General features: G+C 71.9%; 17 protein-coding genes. 15 read left to right on the forward strand and 2 right to left on the reverse strand.

Features of this window, described 5'->3' with window-relative positions:
• The first annotated feature begins 7 nt into the window (after nucleotides 1-7).
• Nucleotides 8-244: a DUF1059 domain-containing protein gene (locus H483_RS24655; protein WP_017835946.1), complete on the forward strand. Its 237-nt coding sequence runs from the start codon at nucleotides 8-10 to the stop codon at nucleotides 242-244.
• Between the two features lie 24 nt (nucleotides 245-268).
• On the opposite strand, the gene H483_RS24660 is transcribed toward H483_RS24655, so the two are convergent.
• Nucleotides 269-1,612 (reverse strand): amidase, encoded by a 1,344-nt coding sequence (locus tag H483_RS24660; protein ID WP_031264616.1) that lies wholly within the window; start codon nucleotides 1,610-1,612, stop codon nucleotides 269-271.
• Between the two features lie 190 nt (nucleotides 1,613-1,802).
• Between H483_RS24660 and ftsH the strand changes: the two genes are divergently transcribed.
• The 12 genes from ftsH (at nucleotide 1,803) to H483_RS24720 (ending at nucleotide 12,317) form a co-directional block, all read left to right on the forward strand.
• Nucleotides 1,803-4,328: an ATP-dependent zinc metalloprotease FtsH gene (gene ftsH / locus H483_RS24665; RefSeq protein ID WP_042329030.1), complete on the forward strand. Its 2,526-nt coding sequence runs from the start codon at nucleotides 1,803-1,805 to the stop codon at nucleotides 4,326-4,328.
• A 32-nt stretch (nucleotides 4,329-4,360) separates the two neighbouring features.
• Nucleotides 4,361-4,984, forward strand: a complete 624-nt coding sequence (gene folE / locus H483_RS24670; RefSeq protein WP_017835949.1) for a GTP cyclohydrolase I FolE — start codon at nucleotides 4,361-4,363, stop codon at nucleotides 4,982-4,984.
• Between the two features lie 59 nt (nucleotides 4,985-5,043).
• The gene (folP, locus tag H483_RS24675; RefSeq protein WP_042329052.1) at nucleotides 5,044-5,865 is read left to right on the forward strand and encodes a dihydropteroate synthase; all 822 of its coding nucleotides are present in this window, start codon (nucleotides 5,044-5,046) and stop codon (nucleotides 5,863-5,865) included.
• Complete coding sequence (gene folB / locus H483_RS24680; protein WP_017835951.1) at nucleotides 5,865-6,257, forward strand: dihydroneopterin aldolase; 393 nt, start codon at nucleotides 5,865-5,867, stop codon at nucleotides 6,255-6,257. Before folP ends, folB begins: the two co-directional genes overlap by 1 nt.
• Nucleotides 6,254-6,778: a 2-amino-4-hydroxy-6-hydroxymethyldihydropteridine diphosphokinase gene (folK, locus tag H483_RS24685; protein ID WP_017835952.1), complete on the forward strand. Its 525-nt coding sequence runs from the start codon at nucleotides 6,254-6,256 to the stop codon at nucleotides 6,776-6,778. The genes folB and folK overlap by 4 nt, the downstream gene beginning before the upstream one ends.
• Nucleotide 6,779: 1 nt before the next feature.
• On the forward strand, nucleotides 6,780-7,256 hold the full coding sequence (locus H483_RS24690) for a DUF3180 domain-containing protein (RefSeq protein WP_017835953.1): 477 nt from the start codon (nucleotides 6,780-6,782) through the stop codon (nucleotides 7,254-7,256).
• A 104-nt stretch (nucleotides 7,257-7,360) separates the two neighbouring features.
• A complete protein-coding gene (locus H483_RS24695; protein WP_017835954.1) occupies nucleotides 7,361-8,299 on the forward strand; it encodes a DUF6779 domain-containing protein in 939 nt (312 codons plus the stop codon).
• A gap of 172 nt (nucleotides 8,300-8,471) precedes the next feature.
• The gene (locus H483_RS24700; RefSeq protein ID WP_031264602.1) at nucleotides 8,472-9,425 is read left to right on the forward strand and encodes a Rossmann-like and DUF2520 domain-containing protein; all 954 of its coding nucleotides are present in this window, start codon (nucleotides 8,472-8,474) and stop codon (nucleotides 9,423-9,425) included.
• Nucleotides 9,422-10,408: a pantoate--beta-alanine ligase gene (gene panC, locus H483_RS24705; RefSeq protein ID WP_017835956.1), complete on the forward strand. Its 987-nt coding sequence runs from the start codon at nucleotides 9,422-9,424 to the stop codon at nucleotides 10,406-10,408. Before H483_RS24700 ends, panC begins: the two co-directional genes overlap by 4 nt.
• A complete protein-coding gene (panD, locus tag H483_RS24710) occupies nucleotides 10,409-10,834 on the forward strand; it encodes an aspartate 1-decarboxylase (protein WP_017835957.1) in 426 nt (141 codons plus the stop codon).
• A 16-nt stretch (nucleotides 10,835-10,850) separates the two neighbouring features.
• A complete protein-coding gene (locus tag H483_RS24715; RefSeq protein WP_017835958.1) occupies nucleotides 10,851-11,621 on the forward strand; it encodes a type III pantothenate kinase in 771 nt (256 codons plus the stop codon).
• Between the two features lie 33 nt (nucleotides 11,622-11,654).
• On the forward strand, nucleotides 11,655-12,317 hold the full coding sequence (locus tag H483_RS24720) for a TMEM175 family protein (protein ID WP_152427872.1): 663 nt from the start codon (nucleotides 11,655-11,657) through the stop codon (nucleotides 12,315-12,317).
• A 64-nt stretch (nucleotides 12,318-12,381) separates the two neighbouring features.
• Here H483_RS24720 and ygiD read toward each other — a convergent pair whose 3' ends face one another.
• A complete protein-coding gene (gene ygiD, locus H483_RS24725) occupies nucleotides 12,382-13,173 on the reverse strand; it encodes a 4,5-DOPA dioxygenase extradiol (RefSeq protein ID WP_017835960.1) in 792 nt (263 codons plus the stop codon).
• A gap of 251 nt (nucleotides 13,174-13,424) precedes the next feature.
• On the opposite strand from ygiD, the gene H483_RS24730 reads away from it, so the two are divergent.
• Both H483_RS24730 and glsA read left to right on the forward strand, forming a co-directional pair.
• The gene (locus H483_RS24730; protein WP_042329054.1) at nucleotides 13,425-13,853 is read left to right on the forward strand and encodes a rhodanese-like domain-containing protein; all 429 of its coding nucleotides are present in this window, start codon (nucleotides 13,425-13,427) and stop codon (nucleotides 13,851-13,853) included.
• A 104-nt stretch (nucleotides 13,854-13,957) separates the two neighbouring features.
• Nucleotides 13,958-14,920: a glutaminase A gene (glsA, locus tag H483_RS24735; protein WP_017835962.1), complete on the forward strand. Its 963-nt coding sequence runs from the start codon at nucleotides 13,958-13,960 to the stop codon at nucleotides 14,918-14,920.
• Nucleotides 14,921-14,933: the final 13 nt, after the last annotated feature.

Consider the following 14,933-nt stretch of genomic DNA (forward strand, 5'->3'; position numbering starts at 1 on the left):
ACCACCCATGAAGACCATGACCTGCAGAGACCTCGGCGGCCCCTGCGACCTCGCCCATTCCGGAGAGACCGCGGACGACGTGATCAACGCCCAGGACGCCCACCTGAAGGACCTCGTCAAGGCGGGGGACGAGGCGCACGGGCCTGCGCGCAAGGAGATGAGGGGGCGGTGGATGCGGCCCCGTCAGGCCCTCGGGTGGTACAACGACGTCAAGAAGCGCTTCGCCGAGCTGCCGGAGGACTGACGCGGACCCGGGCTCGCCCCCGGTTCAGCCAGCCCTCTCGATCGCGCCCGCACTCTCGACCACAGCGGCCAGCGAGAGCAGTGTCGACTCGGAACCCGGCCGACCGACGAGCTGCACCGACGTCGGCAGGTCCCGGCCGGCCGGGGTCGCGGTGCGACCGCACGGGACGGTCATCGCGGGCCAGCCCAGCACATTGGCCAGCGGGGTGAACGGCGAGAACCTCATCGACGCCCACAGGGAACGTCCCCAGGACCGCTGGTGCCAGTCGGTCGCCTCGGGCGGGAGGTCGGCCAGTGCCGGGGTGAGCCACACGTCCACGCCGGCGGTGTCCATGGCGCGCTCCACCTCAGTCCGCAGCGCCTCGGTGGCCCGGTTCCACCTGGTGTCCCCGTCGCCCGCCCCACCGCGGCGGAACACGGTACGACCGAGTAGTGCGTGGTGCCGGGTGCGGCGCTCCATCGCGGAGAGCGGGAGGTTCTCGTCCTCCGCGGCGCGGGCGACCGCGGAGGTCCATCGCGCCAGGTAGAGCATCGGGTCGCGGGGGGACGGCAGGGAGGACTCGACGACGACGAGATCGCGGTCCCGGAGCACCTCTGCGGCCTCCCGGGCCGCTCGGCTCCACGGCTCCCGGATCCGGACGAGATCCCGCCCGAGCCGGATCGGACTCGTGGTGGACAGGCCCACCCGCGTCTCACCGGGCACGGGTCCGACGGAGGCCAACTCGGGTCGCCCGGCCATCACCGACAGGGCCAGCGCCGTGTCCTCGACCGTCCGGGCCAGGGGCCCCGACTCGGCCAACCGGCCCCAGTTGTCGCCGGCGAGCCGGGTGGGGACGACCCCCGGGCCGGGCTTGATGGTGACGATGCCGCAGGCGGCGGCGGGGATCCGCAGTGACCCCATCCCGTCGTCACCCACCGCCAGCGGGACCATGCCGGAGGCGACCGCCGCGGCCGATCCCCCCGACGACCCGCCCGCGGACAGGGACTCGTCGCCAGGATTGCGGGTGATGCCGTGTTCCTCCGAATCCGTCATCCCCCACGTGCACAGCTGGGGTGCGGCGGTGATGCCCACCGGTATCGAGCCGGCCGCGAGAAGGGGGGTGATCACGGGGTTGTCGAGGGACACCGTGCTCTTGATGGCCAGGGGGACCCCCGCCAGTGGCAGCCCGGACCGTCCGGTCTCATCTGATGCGTCCACGGCGGCCGCGGCCGATCTGCCCTCGTCGTCGAGCAGGCTGGTGAAGGCGCGGAGGGCCGGGTCGAGACAGGTGATCCGGTCCAGGGCCGAGTTGAGCGCCTCTGTCGCGGTGCCGACCCCGGAACGCACGTCCTCTGCGGTCCGGCACGCGGGCGGTGTGGGGGTGGTCACGGTCCCGATGGTACGGGGCGGGTACGACACCGCGGCCCTGTCCGCCCACGGCGATCAGCCCGGTCGGGTGTCGGGCTTCGCAGGTAGCCTGGTGCGACAGAAACGACGTCGCGCACGAGACATCGGGCAGGACGTCGCGCACGACCAGGCCCGCCGACCGGTAGGGCTGTCCTTCGCATCCGAGGACCGAATGGAACGCAAGAGCAACACCGTCTTCCGCAACGTGGCGATCGCGGGCGTCATCATCCTGGCGATCGTCGGGTTCTCGTTTTTCGCGAACGACGAGCGGGGGTACACCGAGGTCGACACCTCGGTGGCGCTCGCCCAGATCGACGCCGGGAACATCCGGGAGGCGACGATCGAGGACCGGGAGCAGCAGCTCCGGCTCACCCTCGAGTCGCCGATCACCCCGGAGGAGGGTGCGGACGAGACCGATCAGGTGCTCGCCAAGTATCCGGAGGGGGCTGCGGAACAGATCTTCGACCGGATCGCCGCCGCCGAACCCGAGAACTTCGACACCACGGTGACGCAGCAGGGGTTCCTCACCCAGATGCTGTCGTTCCTGCTCCCCATGCTCATCCTCTTCGGGCTGCTGTTCTACTTCATGTCCCGGATGCAGGGGGGCAAGGGTGGCCTGTTCGGCGTCGGCAAGTCGCGGGCCGTCGAGTTCACCAAGGACATGCCCCAGACCACCTTCGCCGACGTCGCGGGTGAGGACGAGGCGGTGGAGGAGCTCAACGAGATCAAGGACTTCCTCCAGAACCCCGCACGCTACGAACGGCTGGGCGCCAAGATCCCCCGCGGTGTCCTGCTCTACGGGCCGCCCGGGACGGGCAAGACCCTGCTGGCGCGGGCCGTGGCCGGTGAGGCCGGGGTGCCGTTCTTCTCGATCTCCGGTTCGGATTTCGTGGAGATGTTCGTGGGCGTCGGCGCCTCGCGCGTCCGCGACCTCTTCGAGAAGGCCAAGCAGAACGCGCCGTGCATCGTGTTCGTCGACGAGATCGACGCGGTCGGCCGGCACCGCGGCTCCGGGACGGGTGGCGGACACGACGAGCGCGAGCAGACCCTCAACCAGCTCCTCGTCGAGATGGACGGGTTCAGTGACCGCGAGACGGTCATCATGATCGCGGCGACCAACCGGCCCGACGTGCTCGATCCGGCCCTGCTGCGCCCCGGCCGATTCGACCGGCAGGTGCCGGTGACGAACCCGGACCTGCGTGGGCGCGAGTCGATCCTCGGCGTCCACTCGGTGGGCAAGCCGCTGGCGGCCGACGTGGACATGAAGTCGCTGGCCCGGCGCACGATAGGCATGTCCGGGGCCGACCTGGCCAACGTGCTCAACGAGGGCGCACTGCTGGCGGCGCGGATGGGGCGGGACGAGATCTCGACCGACATCCTCGAGGAGGCCACCGACCGGGTGGTGGGCGGCCCTCGTCGCAAGCACCGCGTGATCAGCGAGCACGAGAAGAAGGTCACCGCCTACCACGAGTCCGGCCACGCCCTGGCCGCGTGGGCGATGGAGGATCTGGAGCCGGTCCACAAGGTCACGATCCTCGCGCGCGGCCGGACCGGCGGTCACGCCCTGGTCGTCCCGGAGGACGACAAGTCCCTCATGACCCGTGCGGACATGATCGCGCGGATCGTCATGGCCATGGGCGGCCGTGCGGCCGAGGAGTACGTCTTCGGCGAACCGACCTCCGGCGCCAGTTCCGATATCGAACAGGCCACCCGGATCGCCCGCACGATGGTCGCCGAGTACGGCATGAGTTCCAAGCTGGGCGCGGTCAAGTACGGCGGCGAAGGCGGGGACCCGTTCCTCGGACGTGGCGGCGGCGCGGGTTCCGAGTACTCCCCGGAGGTGGCCAAGGCCATCGACGACGAGGTCCGCAGGATCATCGACGCCGCGCACTCCGAGGCGTGGCGGGTCCTCGAGTCCAACAGGGACGTGCTCGACGCGATCGCGGCGGAGTTGCTGGAGAAGGAGACGCTCCGCCAGGACGACCTCGAGCGACTGTTCGCGGATGTGGTCAAGCGTCCGAGGATCACGGAGTTCGACGACTTCTCCGGTCGCGTCCCCTCGACCCGGCCGCCCGTCAAGACGCCGGGTGAGCTGGCGAAGGAGCGCGGTGAGCCGTGGCCGCCCCCGGTGAGTGACCCCTTCGCGATGCCCGTCCTGCCGGCGAGCCGTGACAACGGGGATGCCGGCCAGGACGGGGACACCGTTCAGGACTTGGGCCGGGGTCCGGTCGACCAGACCGGACGCGGGCGGGAGTCGGTCCCTGCGGGAGCCTCACCGACCGGGTCACCCGGGATCCCGGCTTACGGCACGCCACCGCCGCCCGGGTGGTCGGCCCCCGGCTGGCCGCCGCCGGGAGCCTCCCCGGGTGCGTCCTCTGGTGCGTCGCAGAGCGCGCCGACGGGTGCGGGCCGGGCACCGGTCACGCGGCCGGGCGGCGGCGCGGCACCCGACGAAGACCGGCCCCGGAGCGCGACGTATGGTCCGAGCGGAGCCGAGACGACTCGACTTCCGGCCGCGCCGGCCGAGCCGGAGCAATTGGACGTCGATCCCGAGCACACCGGAGACCGGGACGAGTCGCCGTCCGGTCGGTCGACCCGGGCGTGGTCGGCGGTGGACGGTGACGGGCGCCGGAGCGGGTCCCGCCGTCGCGAGGACAAGGAACCCGGGTGGCGGGCCCCGTGGGAACGTGACGACTGACCACCGGTCGGTTTCGTGCGAGAAGAGGATTGATGACGACCCCTGACCACATCCCCGCGGCAAACGCCCGGTCGGTGTCCGCCGGCCGGGTGTTCGATGCCGAGCGCGCCGAGGCGGCTGTCCGGGAACTGCTGATCGCCGTGGGTGAGGACCCGGAGCGCGAGGGCCTCCAGGACACCCCTGCGCGCGTCGCACGGGCGTACCGGGAGGTGTTCGCGGGGCTCTACACCGACCCTGCGGACGTGTTGTCCAAGACCTTCAACGAGGACCACCGGGAACTGGTCCTGGTGCGGGACATCCCCATCTATTCCACCTGCGAGCACCACCTGGTGCCGTTCCACGGGGTGGCACACATCGGCTACATCCCGGGGCGCTCGGGTGCGGTGACCGGGCTGAGCAAGCTCGCCCGGCTCGTCGACCTCTACGCCAAGCGGCCGCAGGTGCAGGAACGCCTGACCAGCCAGGTCGCCGACGCCCTGGTGGACAAGCTCCAGCCCACCGGGGTCCTCGTGGTGATCGAGTGCGAACACCTGTGCATGAGCATGCGCGGGATCCGCAAGCCGGGCTCCGTCACCACCACCTCCGCGGTCCGGGGCAGCATGCGGTCCAATGCCTCCACCAGGGCGGAGGCACTCGGCCTCCTGCGGGGTACGTGAACCACCCGGCCGCTCCGACGCGCCCCGCCGTGCTGTCGCGCCCGGGCCGCTGTGCGGTGATGGGCATCGTCAACGTCACGGAGGACTCGTTCTCCGACGGGGGGCGTCACCTCGCCCCGGAGGCTGCCCTCGCCCACGCCCGGCGACTGGTCTCGGAGGGGGCCGACCTCCTCGACGTCGGCGGGGAGTCCACGAGACCGGGGGCGATCCGGGTCGACCGGACCGACGAGGCGGACCGCGTGATCCCCCTCGTCCGCGCACTCGTGGAGGACGGGGTCACGGTCTCGGTCGACACCATGCGCGCCTCGGTCGCCGCCGAGGCCCTCGAGTCCGGCGCGGCGCTGATCAACGACGTCTCCGGTGGCCTAGCCGATTCCGGGATGCTGCCGGTCGTCGCCGACCACGGGTGCCCCGTGGTGCTCATGCACTGGGTCTCGCCCGACCAGTACCGGGCGGGCGCCGGAGGCCGCGCCGACTACGGCGGGGACGTGGTGACCTCGGTCCGTGACCACCTCTCGCGCCGTGCCGACGCGGCGGTGTCCGCCGGGGTCGACGCGGGTTCGATCGTGCTGGACCCCGGACTGGGGTTCGCCAAGAACGCCGCCGACAACTGGGCGCTGCTCCACCGGCTCGACGTGCTCCTCGACCTGGGGTTCCCGGTGTTGGTCGCCGCGTCGCGCAAACGCTTCCTCGGTGCGCTCCTCGCGGACACCGCGGGTGAGCCCCGCGCAGTGGCCGGCCGGGACCCGGCGACGGCGGCCGTCACCGCACTGGCGGCCGCGGCTGGGGCGTGGGCCGTGCGCGTCCACGATGTCCCGCCGAGCGCCGACGCCGTCCGGGTGGCCGCCGCGTGGGCGGCCGGAGCGGTGGGGGAGGACTGATGGCGGACCGGATCGAATTGAGGGGCCTACGGGTGCGCGGCCACCACGGTGTCTTCGAGCACGAGCGGCGCGACGGCCAGGACTTCCTCGTGGACCTGGTCCTGTGGACCGACTTCACCGCGGCCGCCGCGTCCGACGATCTGGCCGACACCGTCGACTACGGCGCGTTGGCGCTGTTCGCCCGGGACGTGGTGTCCGGGACTCCCCGCGACCTGATCGAGACCGTGGCCTCGCAGATCGCCGACGGGGTGATGGACCTGGCCCCCCACGCGCACGCGGTCGAGGTGACCGTGCACAAACCCCAGGCGCCCATCCCCGCCGAGTTCGCGGACGTCGCGGTGGTGGCCAGACGATCGCGTGGGAACGACGACGGTCCGGGTGCGGACCGGTGACCTGTCGGGCCGTCCTGTCGATCGGCGGAAACCACGGTGACTCACTCGAGCTCCTCCGCGGTGTCGTGGCCGCCGCCGCCGGAGCGGGCACCCTCCGCGACGTCTCGTCCGTCTATGCGACCCCTCCGTGGGGCGGGGTGGAGCAGGACGACTTCCTCAACGCGGTCCTCGTCGTCGACCACCCGGGTTCCCCCCGCGACGTGCTCGACTGGGGACTCGCGCAGGAGCGGGCCGCGGGCCGCACCCGTCGGGTCCGATGGGGGCCGCGGTCCCTCGACGTGGACGTGGTCTCCGCCGAGGTGGACGGTGTCCCGGTGAGCTTCAGGGACGACTCCCTGACCCTGCCCCACCCCCGGGCGGCCGAGCGTGCGTTCGTCCTGGTCCCCTGGTCGGAGATCGACCCGGGCGCACAGTTGGACGGCGCGCCGCTCTCGGCCCACCTCGAGGCCCTCGACCCCGCCGAAGTGGCCGCGATCCGGCGCACGCGCGACCGGCTGGCACCCGAAGGGTGGGTCCGCTGACATGGCCCGCATCGCGGTGTCCACCCTCGTCCTGGTCGCGCTCGTCACCGGCGTGGCCGCCTACTTCCTCACCGGCTCGTTCCTCGGGTCGCTTCCTCCGCTCGGGTGGGGATGGGTCACTCTGCCGGTGGTGGCGGTGATCGACCTCCTGTTGGCACTCCGCGTCCGATCCGCGATCTCTGACGGAGGAGTGGGTCAGGACCGCAGCCAGATGCACCCGGTGACGATCGCGCGGTGCGCAGCCCTCGGGCAGGCGTCGGCGGTCCTGGGAGCGGCGGCCGGCGGACTGGGAACCGGGCTGGTCCTGTACTTCCTGCCGAGACTGGGCGAGCTGGCCGCGGCCGGAGACGAGCTACCGGTGGCCGGGGCGGTACTGGTCTCGGGTGCGGTACTCGTGGGCGCGGGGCTGTTCCTCGAGGCGGCCTGCCAGACCCCTCCTTCCGACGATGACCTCGGGGGGCTGGCCCAGTCGACCTGACCGGCCCGACCTGACCGGCCCGAGGGACCGCGAGCGGCGGACATCTCGACGAACACGCGCAAGTTACCCGTGTGACTAGTGATTCTCCGCGTATTATCCCGGGCATGAGTTCCGACGGCGCGATCGACAAACCCCGATCCGTCCGCCCCGCTCGTGGTGACGATCGCGGCCTGGCGGGCATCGCTCTCGGTGCCCTCTTGGTGCTCGCGCTCGTCGCGACCGTCGTGATGGTCTTCTCGGACGATCCGGTGTGGATGCGGATCGGCACCCTCGCGGCGCTCTGGGCGGCGTTCATCGGGGCCTTCCTGGTGGCCCGCTACAGGCGGCAGGCAGCGGCTGAGGCCGCCCGGGTCCGCGACCTGCACACCGTGTACGAGCTGCAGCTCGAGCGTGAGATCTCGGCCCGTCGCGAACACGAGCTGGTGGTGGAGAAGGACCTCCGCGACTCCGTGCGCGCGGAGACCACCGATTCGATCCGCGCACTGCGCCACGAGATCGCCGCGTTGCGCGAGCAACTCGGGCAGATGGGCGTCCCCCTGAGCGACGAGCGCCCCGCCGTGGGCGGCGACACCGCCGCCGGGGAGCTGGGCGCCGGGTCGTACCTGCCGTCGGTCCCGTCCGTGCGTGTCGAGCCCCGCCGCCGGGCCCCGGAGCCGACCGTCACCGGCGTCGGTCGTGACGTCACCCCGAGCACCGAGCGCACCGAGAAGTTCTCTCCGGTCGAGGCGGAGACGGCGCGCCCCGCCGGCGCCGAGGACGGGCCGCCCCGGGGCCCGGCCGTCCGTCCGGTCGTGCGTCCGAGGTCGGAACCCTCGACGACGACGACGTCGGAGACCTCGACCGGGTCCGACACGCCGACCACCCGGCCGACGGAATCCGACACACCGGCCCCCCGGACGCCGAGGACCGAACCGCCGGCCGCCGAGTCCGGGCCGCACAGCAGGCACGGGGAGGGGGGTGGCCTCTCCGTGGCCGAGCTCATGGCCCGACTCGGGGACGAGGCCCCCGGGCGTGGTCGCCGCCACCGTCGCTCGGCGGACTGAGACGGACTGAGGCGGACTGAGGCGGCCTCCTCGTCCGGACGGTCCCGATCTTTGTGAGGTACGCCACTCGGGCGTGCCTCGCTCTCCATGGGCGACTACTCTCGCCCCCGAGATGTCCGGGACCCGTCATCCGCACGGGCCTGGAACGGATCGAGCACTGGAGCACCTCATGATGGCCGAGTTCGGCGTCACCGGAACCACCCCTGCCCGCCTGTCGGTCGGCCTCGTGTCCGCGGGACGCGTGGGCACGGCGATCGGCGCGGCGCTCGAACGGCGGGGACACGTCGTCTCCGCGGTCGTCGCGCGGTCCGAGCGCTCGCGCGACCTGGCCTCCCGCCGCCTGCCGGACGCGCGACTCGCCGATCCGGTCGAGGTGGCCGGAGCCGGGGAACTGCTGATCCTCGCCGTGCCCGACAAGGCGCTACCGGCAGTGGTCGCGGACCTCGCCGCCGCTGATGCCTTCCGTCCCGGCCACATCGTGGTCCACGTGGCCGGCGCGCTGGGAGCGGACGTGCTCCGCCCCGCGTCGGACGCCGGCGCGGTGGTCGTGGCGGCCCACCCGGCGATGACCTTCACGGGGGGCGAGGCGGACATCGAGCGCATGGAGGGCTGCTCGTGGGCCCTGACCTCCCCGGACGAGGTGGGGCTCGTCGTCGGACAGATGTTGGTGATGGAGACGGGTGGACTTCCCGTCACCGTCGCCGAATCCCACCGGGCTCTCTACCACGCCGCGCTCGCGCACGGTGCCAACCACCTGGTCACGCTGGTCAACGACGCCGCCGAGGCGCTCGCGGCGTCGTTCTCGGTGCTCCCCGGTGGCGGGGTCCAGGGGGACCCGGACGGCATGCTCGGCTCGGACGCCGGGGCGCTCGCCCGTCGCACCCTCGAGCCGCTGCTGCGGGCCGCCCTCGACAACGTCCTGGCCTCCGGCGACTCGGCGCTCACCGGTCCGGTCATGCGGGGCGACGCGGTGACCGTCTCGCGCCACCTCGACGCGCTCGAGGACGTCGACAGCGGAATCGCCGCCGGGTACCGCGCGCTCGCGTTGCGCACTGCGGACCGCTGCGGGGCCGGCCGCGACGTCACCGACCTCCTCGCCCCCGACCTGACGGAGCAGCTGCGATGACCACCTCGACCCTTCCCGTGCGGACGGCGGTCCCCGGTCGACCGGGGACCGGGTACAACCGGGGCGAGTTGACCGTCCACCACGAGCCCGAGTCCCTGCGCGCGGTCACCCGCTCACTGCGCAAGGTCGGGAGGCAGATCACCTTCGTCCCCACGATGGGCGCGTTGCACGAAGGGCACCTGGCCCTGGTCGAGGCCGCCCGCCGGACCCCGGGGTCCGTGGTGGTGGTGTCGATCTTCGTCAACCCGCTGCAGTTCGGACCAGGGGAGGACCTCGACGCCTACCCGCGGACACTCGACGAGGACGTGGCCAGGCTGGCCGCGGCCGGCGTCGAGCTGGTCCTGGCCCCGAGCGCCGCGGCGATGTACCCGAGCGGGCCGAGGACCACCGTCCTGCCCGGGCCGACGGGCGACATCCTCGACGGCGCCGCCCGCCCCGGCCACTTCGCCGGAATGCTCACCGTGGTGGCCAAGCTGTTCAACATCGTCGCCCCTCACCAGGCGTTCTTCGGCGAGAAGGACTATCAGCAGCTCGTCCTGATCCGTCAGATGGTCGCGGACCTGGACATGGACGTGCGCGTGGTGGGCGTCCCCACCGTCCGGGAGTCCGACGGCCTGGCCATGAGCTCACGCAACCGCTACCTCTCCGAGGACGAGCGGGAGCTGGCCACCACCCTCAACGCGGCGCTCGTCGCGGGGACGTTCGCGGCCAAGGGCGGTCGGCAGGCGGTGCTCGACGCCGCCCTCGCCGTCCTGGCCGAGCGCCCGCAGATCTCCGTTGACTACCTCGAACTCCGGGCGGGCGACCTCGGCGAGCCACCGGAGGAGGGGCCGGGGCGGCTTCTCGTGGCGGCCCGGATCGGGTCCGCCCGCCTCATCGACAACGTCGGCGTGGCCATCGGCACGGGATTCCTCGCCGCCGCCGAGGCGACCGTCGCCGCCCAGCAGGCCGAGTTGGCCGCAGACCTCAAGGAAGGCCTCTAGATGCAGCGCACCATGCTCCACTCCAAGATCCACCGGGCGACCGTGACCCAGGCCGACCTGCACTACGTGGGCTCCTGCACCATCGACGCCGATCTCATGGACGCCGCGGACCTGCTCGAGGGGCAGCAGATCGACATCGTCGACATCGACAACGGCGCACGCCTGACGACCTACGCCATCACCGGTGAGCGGGGTTCCGGGGTCATCAGCATCAACGGCGCGGCCGCGCATCTGGTCCATCCCGGCGATCTGGTGATCATCATCGCTTACGCGGTGATGGAGGACGCCGAGGCTCGCGCCTACTCGCCGCGGGTCGTGTTCGTCGACCCCCACAACCGGATGCTCACGGAGGGCACCGATCCGGCGGACGTCCCCGAGGGGTCGGGACTCAAGAACCCGCGCGTCCCCGAGCCCGTCACCGTCTAGGTGCCGGGGTAGGGCCGTGTTACTCACCGTCGACGTCGGCAACACCCACATCCGTCTCGGTGTCTTCCCGCCGGACGGCGGGCCGCTCGAGCGCACCTGGAGCATGAGGACGTCGCCGGCGGTGACCTCCGACGAGCTGGCGTTGACCATCCGGGGCCTGCTCGGGGACTGCGCCGGGCGCCTCTCGGGCATCTCGGCGATGTCGGTCGTGCCCTCGGTGACCGGCGAGCTGCGGCGGATGGCCGGCGACTACTGGCCCGAGCTGCCCGCGGTCGTGGTGGCTCCCGGCGTGAAGACCGGCGTACCGCTGCTCGTGGACAATCCCCGGGAGGTGGGGTCGGACAGGGTCGTCAACGCCCTGGCCGCCCACACGCTGTTCGAGGGCGCGGTGATCGTCGTCGACGTGGACACGGCGACCACGGTCGACGCCGTCTCCGCGCGCGGCGAGTTGCTTGGCGGGGCGATCGCACCCGGGATCGACATCTCCGTGGACGCGCTGGCCGAGCGCGCGGCGGCGTTGCGGAAGATCGAGGTGGTGCGGCCCCGGAGTGCTCTGGGCAAGAACACCGTCGCCGCGCTGCAGGCCGGGATCGTGATCGGGTTCGCGGGCCAGATCGACGCCCTGGTCGACCGCCTGCGGACGGACGTCGCCCAACTGTCCGACGCGGCGGTGGTGCTGACCGGACTGCGGGCGGACGTGGTGTCCGAGGAGTCGCGCACCATCACCGACGTGGAACCGGAACTCGCCCTCGAGGGTCTGCGGCTGGTGTTCGAGAGGAACGCCTGACCGACGCCCCGGGCCGATGGCATGCTGTCCGACATGGGCGGGAGCGGGCGGGAGAGGACCGATGACGACGAGGTGATCCGCCGGGACACCTCCGAGTTCGACCGCGGACTGTCCTTCTTCGACGCCATCTACGGCTTCGCCGTGACGCTGCTCATCGTGAACGTCGACCTTCCGGAGCCGGAGGCGTGGCAGGACCTCGGTTCCCTGGCGGCGTCGGGGGTGGGGCAGCAGTTGCTCGGGGTCGCGCTGAGTTTCGTGGTGATCTGTGCGCTGTGGCGGGTCAACGTCAGGATGATCAAGAGGCTGACCGGTCTCGACGGCCCGATGGTGTTCGGCAACCTCCTGGCCACGGGTCTGGTGATCCTGGTGCCGTTCACAACCGACGCGATCAGCAACCCGGCCACGGCGGATCTGGCCCTGCCGACCGCTCTCTACGCCCTGAACATCGCCGGGGTCGCCCTCGCGCAGGCCGCCGTGTACCAACGAGGTCGCGCAGCCGGACTGGAGCGCCGCCCGACGTCCGCGAGGGAGAACGGGCGGGTGCTCCTCGCGGCGACCACCACCCCGGCGGTCTTCCTGGCATCGGTCCCGGTGGCGCTGACGGTCGGCGCGCCGGCGGCCCAGTTCATGTGGGTGTCGTTGGTCGTGCTGCTGCCGTTGATGGGACGACTCGCGAACCGGGCGAGGGGAACCTGACGGCGGGTGTCGGCCAGGGGTCCCGGCGGTGCCGCCGGGACAGGCGAGCCACGCGGTCGGGGGGTCAGGCAGCAGAGCGGTAGCTGGTCATGGAGACCGACCCCCAGGCGTACCCCTCGCTGAAGGCATCGAGTCTTTCGCCGGACCCGGCGGCCATCCCCGCCGTGTAGAGCAGGGGCAGGAAGTGGTCGGCGCTGGGCACGGCCAGGCGGGCATCGGGGTGGTCGAGCAGCGACACCGCGTCCTCGGGTCGGTCGGTGAGCAGCGCCCGGGCGTGGTCGTCGAAGCGGTGCGCCCAGTCGGTCCCCGAGTCGCCGAGGGAGGGGTCGACGGCGGCAAGGTTGTGCACCACGTTGCCGCTGGCCAGGATCAGGACCCCGGAGTCCCGCAGCGCCGAGAGCCTGGTGCCCAGGTCGAAGTGGTAGTCGGCGGGTTTGGAGGCGTCGACCGACAACTGCGCCACCGGCACGTCGGCGTCGGGGAAGACGTGGGCCAGGACGGACCACGTGCCGTGATCGAGTCCCCACGAGTCGCGATCCTCGCCGATCCAGGTGGGACGGACCACCTCGGCCACCTCGGACGCGAGTTCGGGGGCGCCGGCGGCCGGGTAGTCGTACTCGTTGAGTTCCCGGGGGAAGCCGTAGAAGTCGTGGATCGTCCGGGGGCGCGCCATGGTGGTCACCGCCGTGGCGCCGATGTACCAGTGGGCCGAGACGGCCAGCACGGCCCGGGGGCGTTCGGTGAGTCCGGCTCCGAACGCAGCCCACTGTCGGGTCCACTGGTTGTCCTCGAGCGCGTTGAGGGGGACGCCGTGTCCGATGAAGACGGCGGGCTGGCGCGAGGGTGTGGTGGTCATGATGCTCCTTCTCTCTAGATATATGATGCATCAACTAACGGGCGGGCGCCAGTGGATGGGGGGCGGGGGTGTCCGACAGGCGCTCACCCTTGCGATAGATAGACCGGTCTGTCTATTATCGTGCTCGTGAACGCACGACGAATGCCCTCGGCCGGTCCGGTGGCATCCGCACGTGCGCAGCACTGGTGTCCCCGACCGGCAGCAACCCCCTCGACCCCGCCGCCCGGGACCCGCCTCACCAGGAGCACACGATGACCACTGTCGCCGTCGTCACCACCGACACCGTCACCGACACCACCGCCGTCACCGTGGACGTGACGGACTACCGCGCCACGATCGAGGCGGGCGCGCTGGTCGTGGACATCCGCTCGCGGGCCCAGCGCGAGCGGCAGGGCGTGCTGGCGGGCGCGGTCGCCGTCGAGGCACGTCCCGTCGTCGAGCTCCTCGATCCCCGGTCGCCGGCGCCGCTCGCCGCCGTGGAAGAGGGTCGCCAGGTGGTCCTGGTCAGTGACGACGGGCTCGACGCCGAGCTGTTCGCGCTGGAACTGCGCTCCCGCGGGGTGCGAGGGGTGCGAGCGGTGGACGGGGGGCACGAGGCACTCCGGGTAGCCGGGGCGCTCGGCCTGCTCTCGGATGCGGAGCACCTGCTGCGCGAGCGGTCCGCGATCTCCGCCCACTGAGTTCTTCGCGCTGAGCCCGACCCGCTCAGTTCGACCCGCTCAGTCCGACCCACTGAGAGCCCGACCGGGGGCGCGCCGACACCGACGACGGTACGGTCACGTCCATGACGGACCACATCTCGGCGGACCTGCTCGATGGCATTCTCGACGAGGTCCGCGACGACTCCTCGGGAGAGCTGGTCCCTCACCTCGGCGACTACGAACACCCGAACCCCGACGCGTTGGCGATCGCGGTGTGCGACCTCGGGGGCACAGTGGTCTCGGCGGGGGACGACGACATCCGCTTCGACCTGCAGTCCGCGTCGAAGCCGTTCGTGTACGCCCTGGCCCTGGACCAGAAGGGCGTCGGCGAGGTGGCCAAGCGGATCGGGGTGGAGCCCTCGGGTGAGGCGTTCAACGAGATCTCCCTGGAGGCCGGTACCGGCCGCGCCCCCAACGGGCTGGTCAACGCCGGGGCGTTGGCCGCCCACGCCCTGGTGGGGGACACCGACGACGACGAGGTCTCCCGCTTCGAGCACATCCGCGCGCTGCTCTCCCGGCTCGTCGGGCGAGAGGTGGAGGTGGACGAGGAGATCGCCGACATCGAGGCGAAGAGCGCCCACCGTAACCAGGCGCTCGCGCACCTCCTCGCCGAGGAGGGCACCCTCGCGGACGACCCCCACGAGGTGGTGGCGGGATACGGACGCCAGTGCGCGGTCCGCGTGGACGTCCGTGAACTCGCCCACATGGCGGCCATGTTCGCCAACGGCGGGGTGATCCCCGGCAGCGACGAGCGGATCCTCGGGCGCAAGGCGGTGCGCTACGCCAACAGTGTGATGTTCACCTGCGGAATGTACGACGCGGCCGGCGACTGGGTCTACCAGGTGGGGCTGCCCGCCAAGAGCGGGGTGTCGGGATGCCTGTTGGCGGTGGCGCCCGGCAAGTACGGCATCGCGGCGTACTCGCCGCGCCTGGACGAACACGGCAACAGCGTCCGGGCGGCGGCAGCGATCGAAGAGCTCTCGGACAGGTTGGACCTCCATGTGCTCGACCACGTGGGTGCCGACGGGTTCGGCTCCGACGCCTAGCGGCGACTATCCT

The organism is Dietzia sp. UCD-THP, assembly GCF_000349585.1.
Taxonomy (GTDB): domain Bacteria; phylum Actinomycetota; class Actinomycetes; order Mycobacteriales; family Mycobacteriaceae; genus Dietzia; species Dietzia natronolimnaea_A.

What these genes read in the sequence shown, in the direction of transcription:
- H483_RS24655 (WP_017835946.1), top strand. Translation starts at nt 8, where the DNA reads ATGAAGACCATGACCTGCAGAGACCTCGGCGGCCCCTGCGACCTCGCC.
- ftsH (WP_042329030.1), top strand. Translation starts at nt 1,803, where the DNA reads ATGGAACGCAAGAGCAACACCGTCTTCCGCAACGTGGCGATCGCGGGC.
- folE (WP_017835949.1), top strand. Translation starts at nt 4,361, where the DNA reads ATGACGACCCCTGACCACATCCCCGCGGCAAACGCCCGGTCGGTGTCC.
- folP (WP_042329052.1), top strand. Translation starts at nt 5,044, where the DNA reads ATGGGCATCGTCAACGTCACGGAGGACTCGTTCTCCGACGGGGGGCGT.
- folB (WP_017835951.1), top strand. Translation starts at nt 5,865, where the DNA reads ATGGCGGACCGGATCGAATTGAGGGGCCTACGGGTGCGCGGCCACCAC.
- H483_RS24690 (WP_017835953.1), top strand. Translation starts at nt 6,780, where the DNA reads ATGGCCCGCATCGCGGTGTCCACCCTCGTCCTGGTCGCGCTCGTCACC.
- H483_RS24695 (WP_017835954.1), top strand. Translation starts at nt 7,361, where the DNA reads ATGAGTTCCGACGGCGCGATCGACAAACCCCGATCCGTCCGCCCCGCT.
- H483_RS24700 (WP_031264602.1), top strand. Translation starts at nt 8,472, where the DNA reads ATGGCCGAGTTCGGCGTCACCGGAACCACCCCTGCCCGCCTGTCGGTC.
- panC (WP_017835956.1), top strand. Translation starts at nt 9,422, where the DNA reads ATGACCACCTCGACCCTTCCCGTGCGGACGGCGGTCCCCGGTCGACCG.
- panD (WP_017835957.1), top strand. Translation starts at nt 10,409, where the DNA reads ATGCAGCGCACCATGCTCCACTCCAAGATCCACCGGGCGACCGTGACC.
- H483_RS24720 (WP_152427872.1), top strand. Translation starts at nt 11,655, where the DNA reads ATGGGCGGGAGCGGGCGGGAGAGGACCGATGACGACGAGGTGATCCGC.
- ygiD (WP_017835960.1), bottom strand. Translation starts at nt 13,173, where the DNA reads ATGACCACCACACCCTCGCGCCAGCCCGCCGTCTTCATCGGACACGGC.
- H483_RS24730 (WP_042329054.1), top strand. Translation starts at nt 13,425, where the DNA reads ATGACCACTGTCGCCGTCGTCACCACCGACACCGTCACCGACACCACC.
- glsA (WP_017835962.1), top strand. Translation starts at nt 13,958, where the DNA reads ATGACGGACCACATCTCGGCGGACCTGCTCGATGGCATTCTCGACGAG.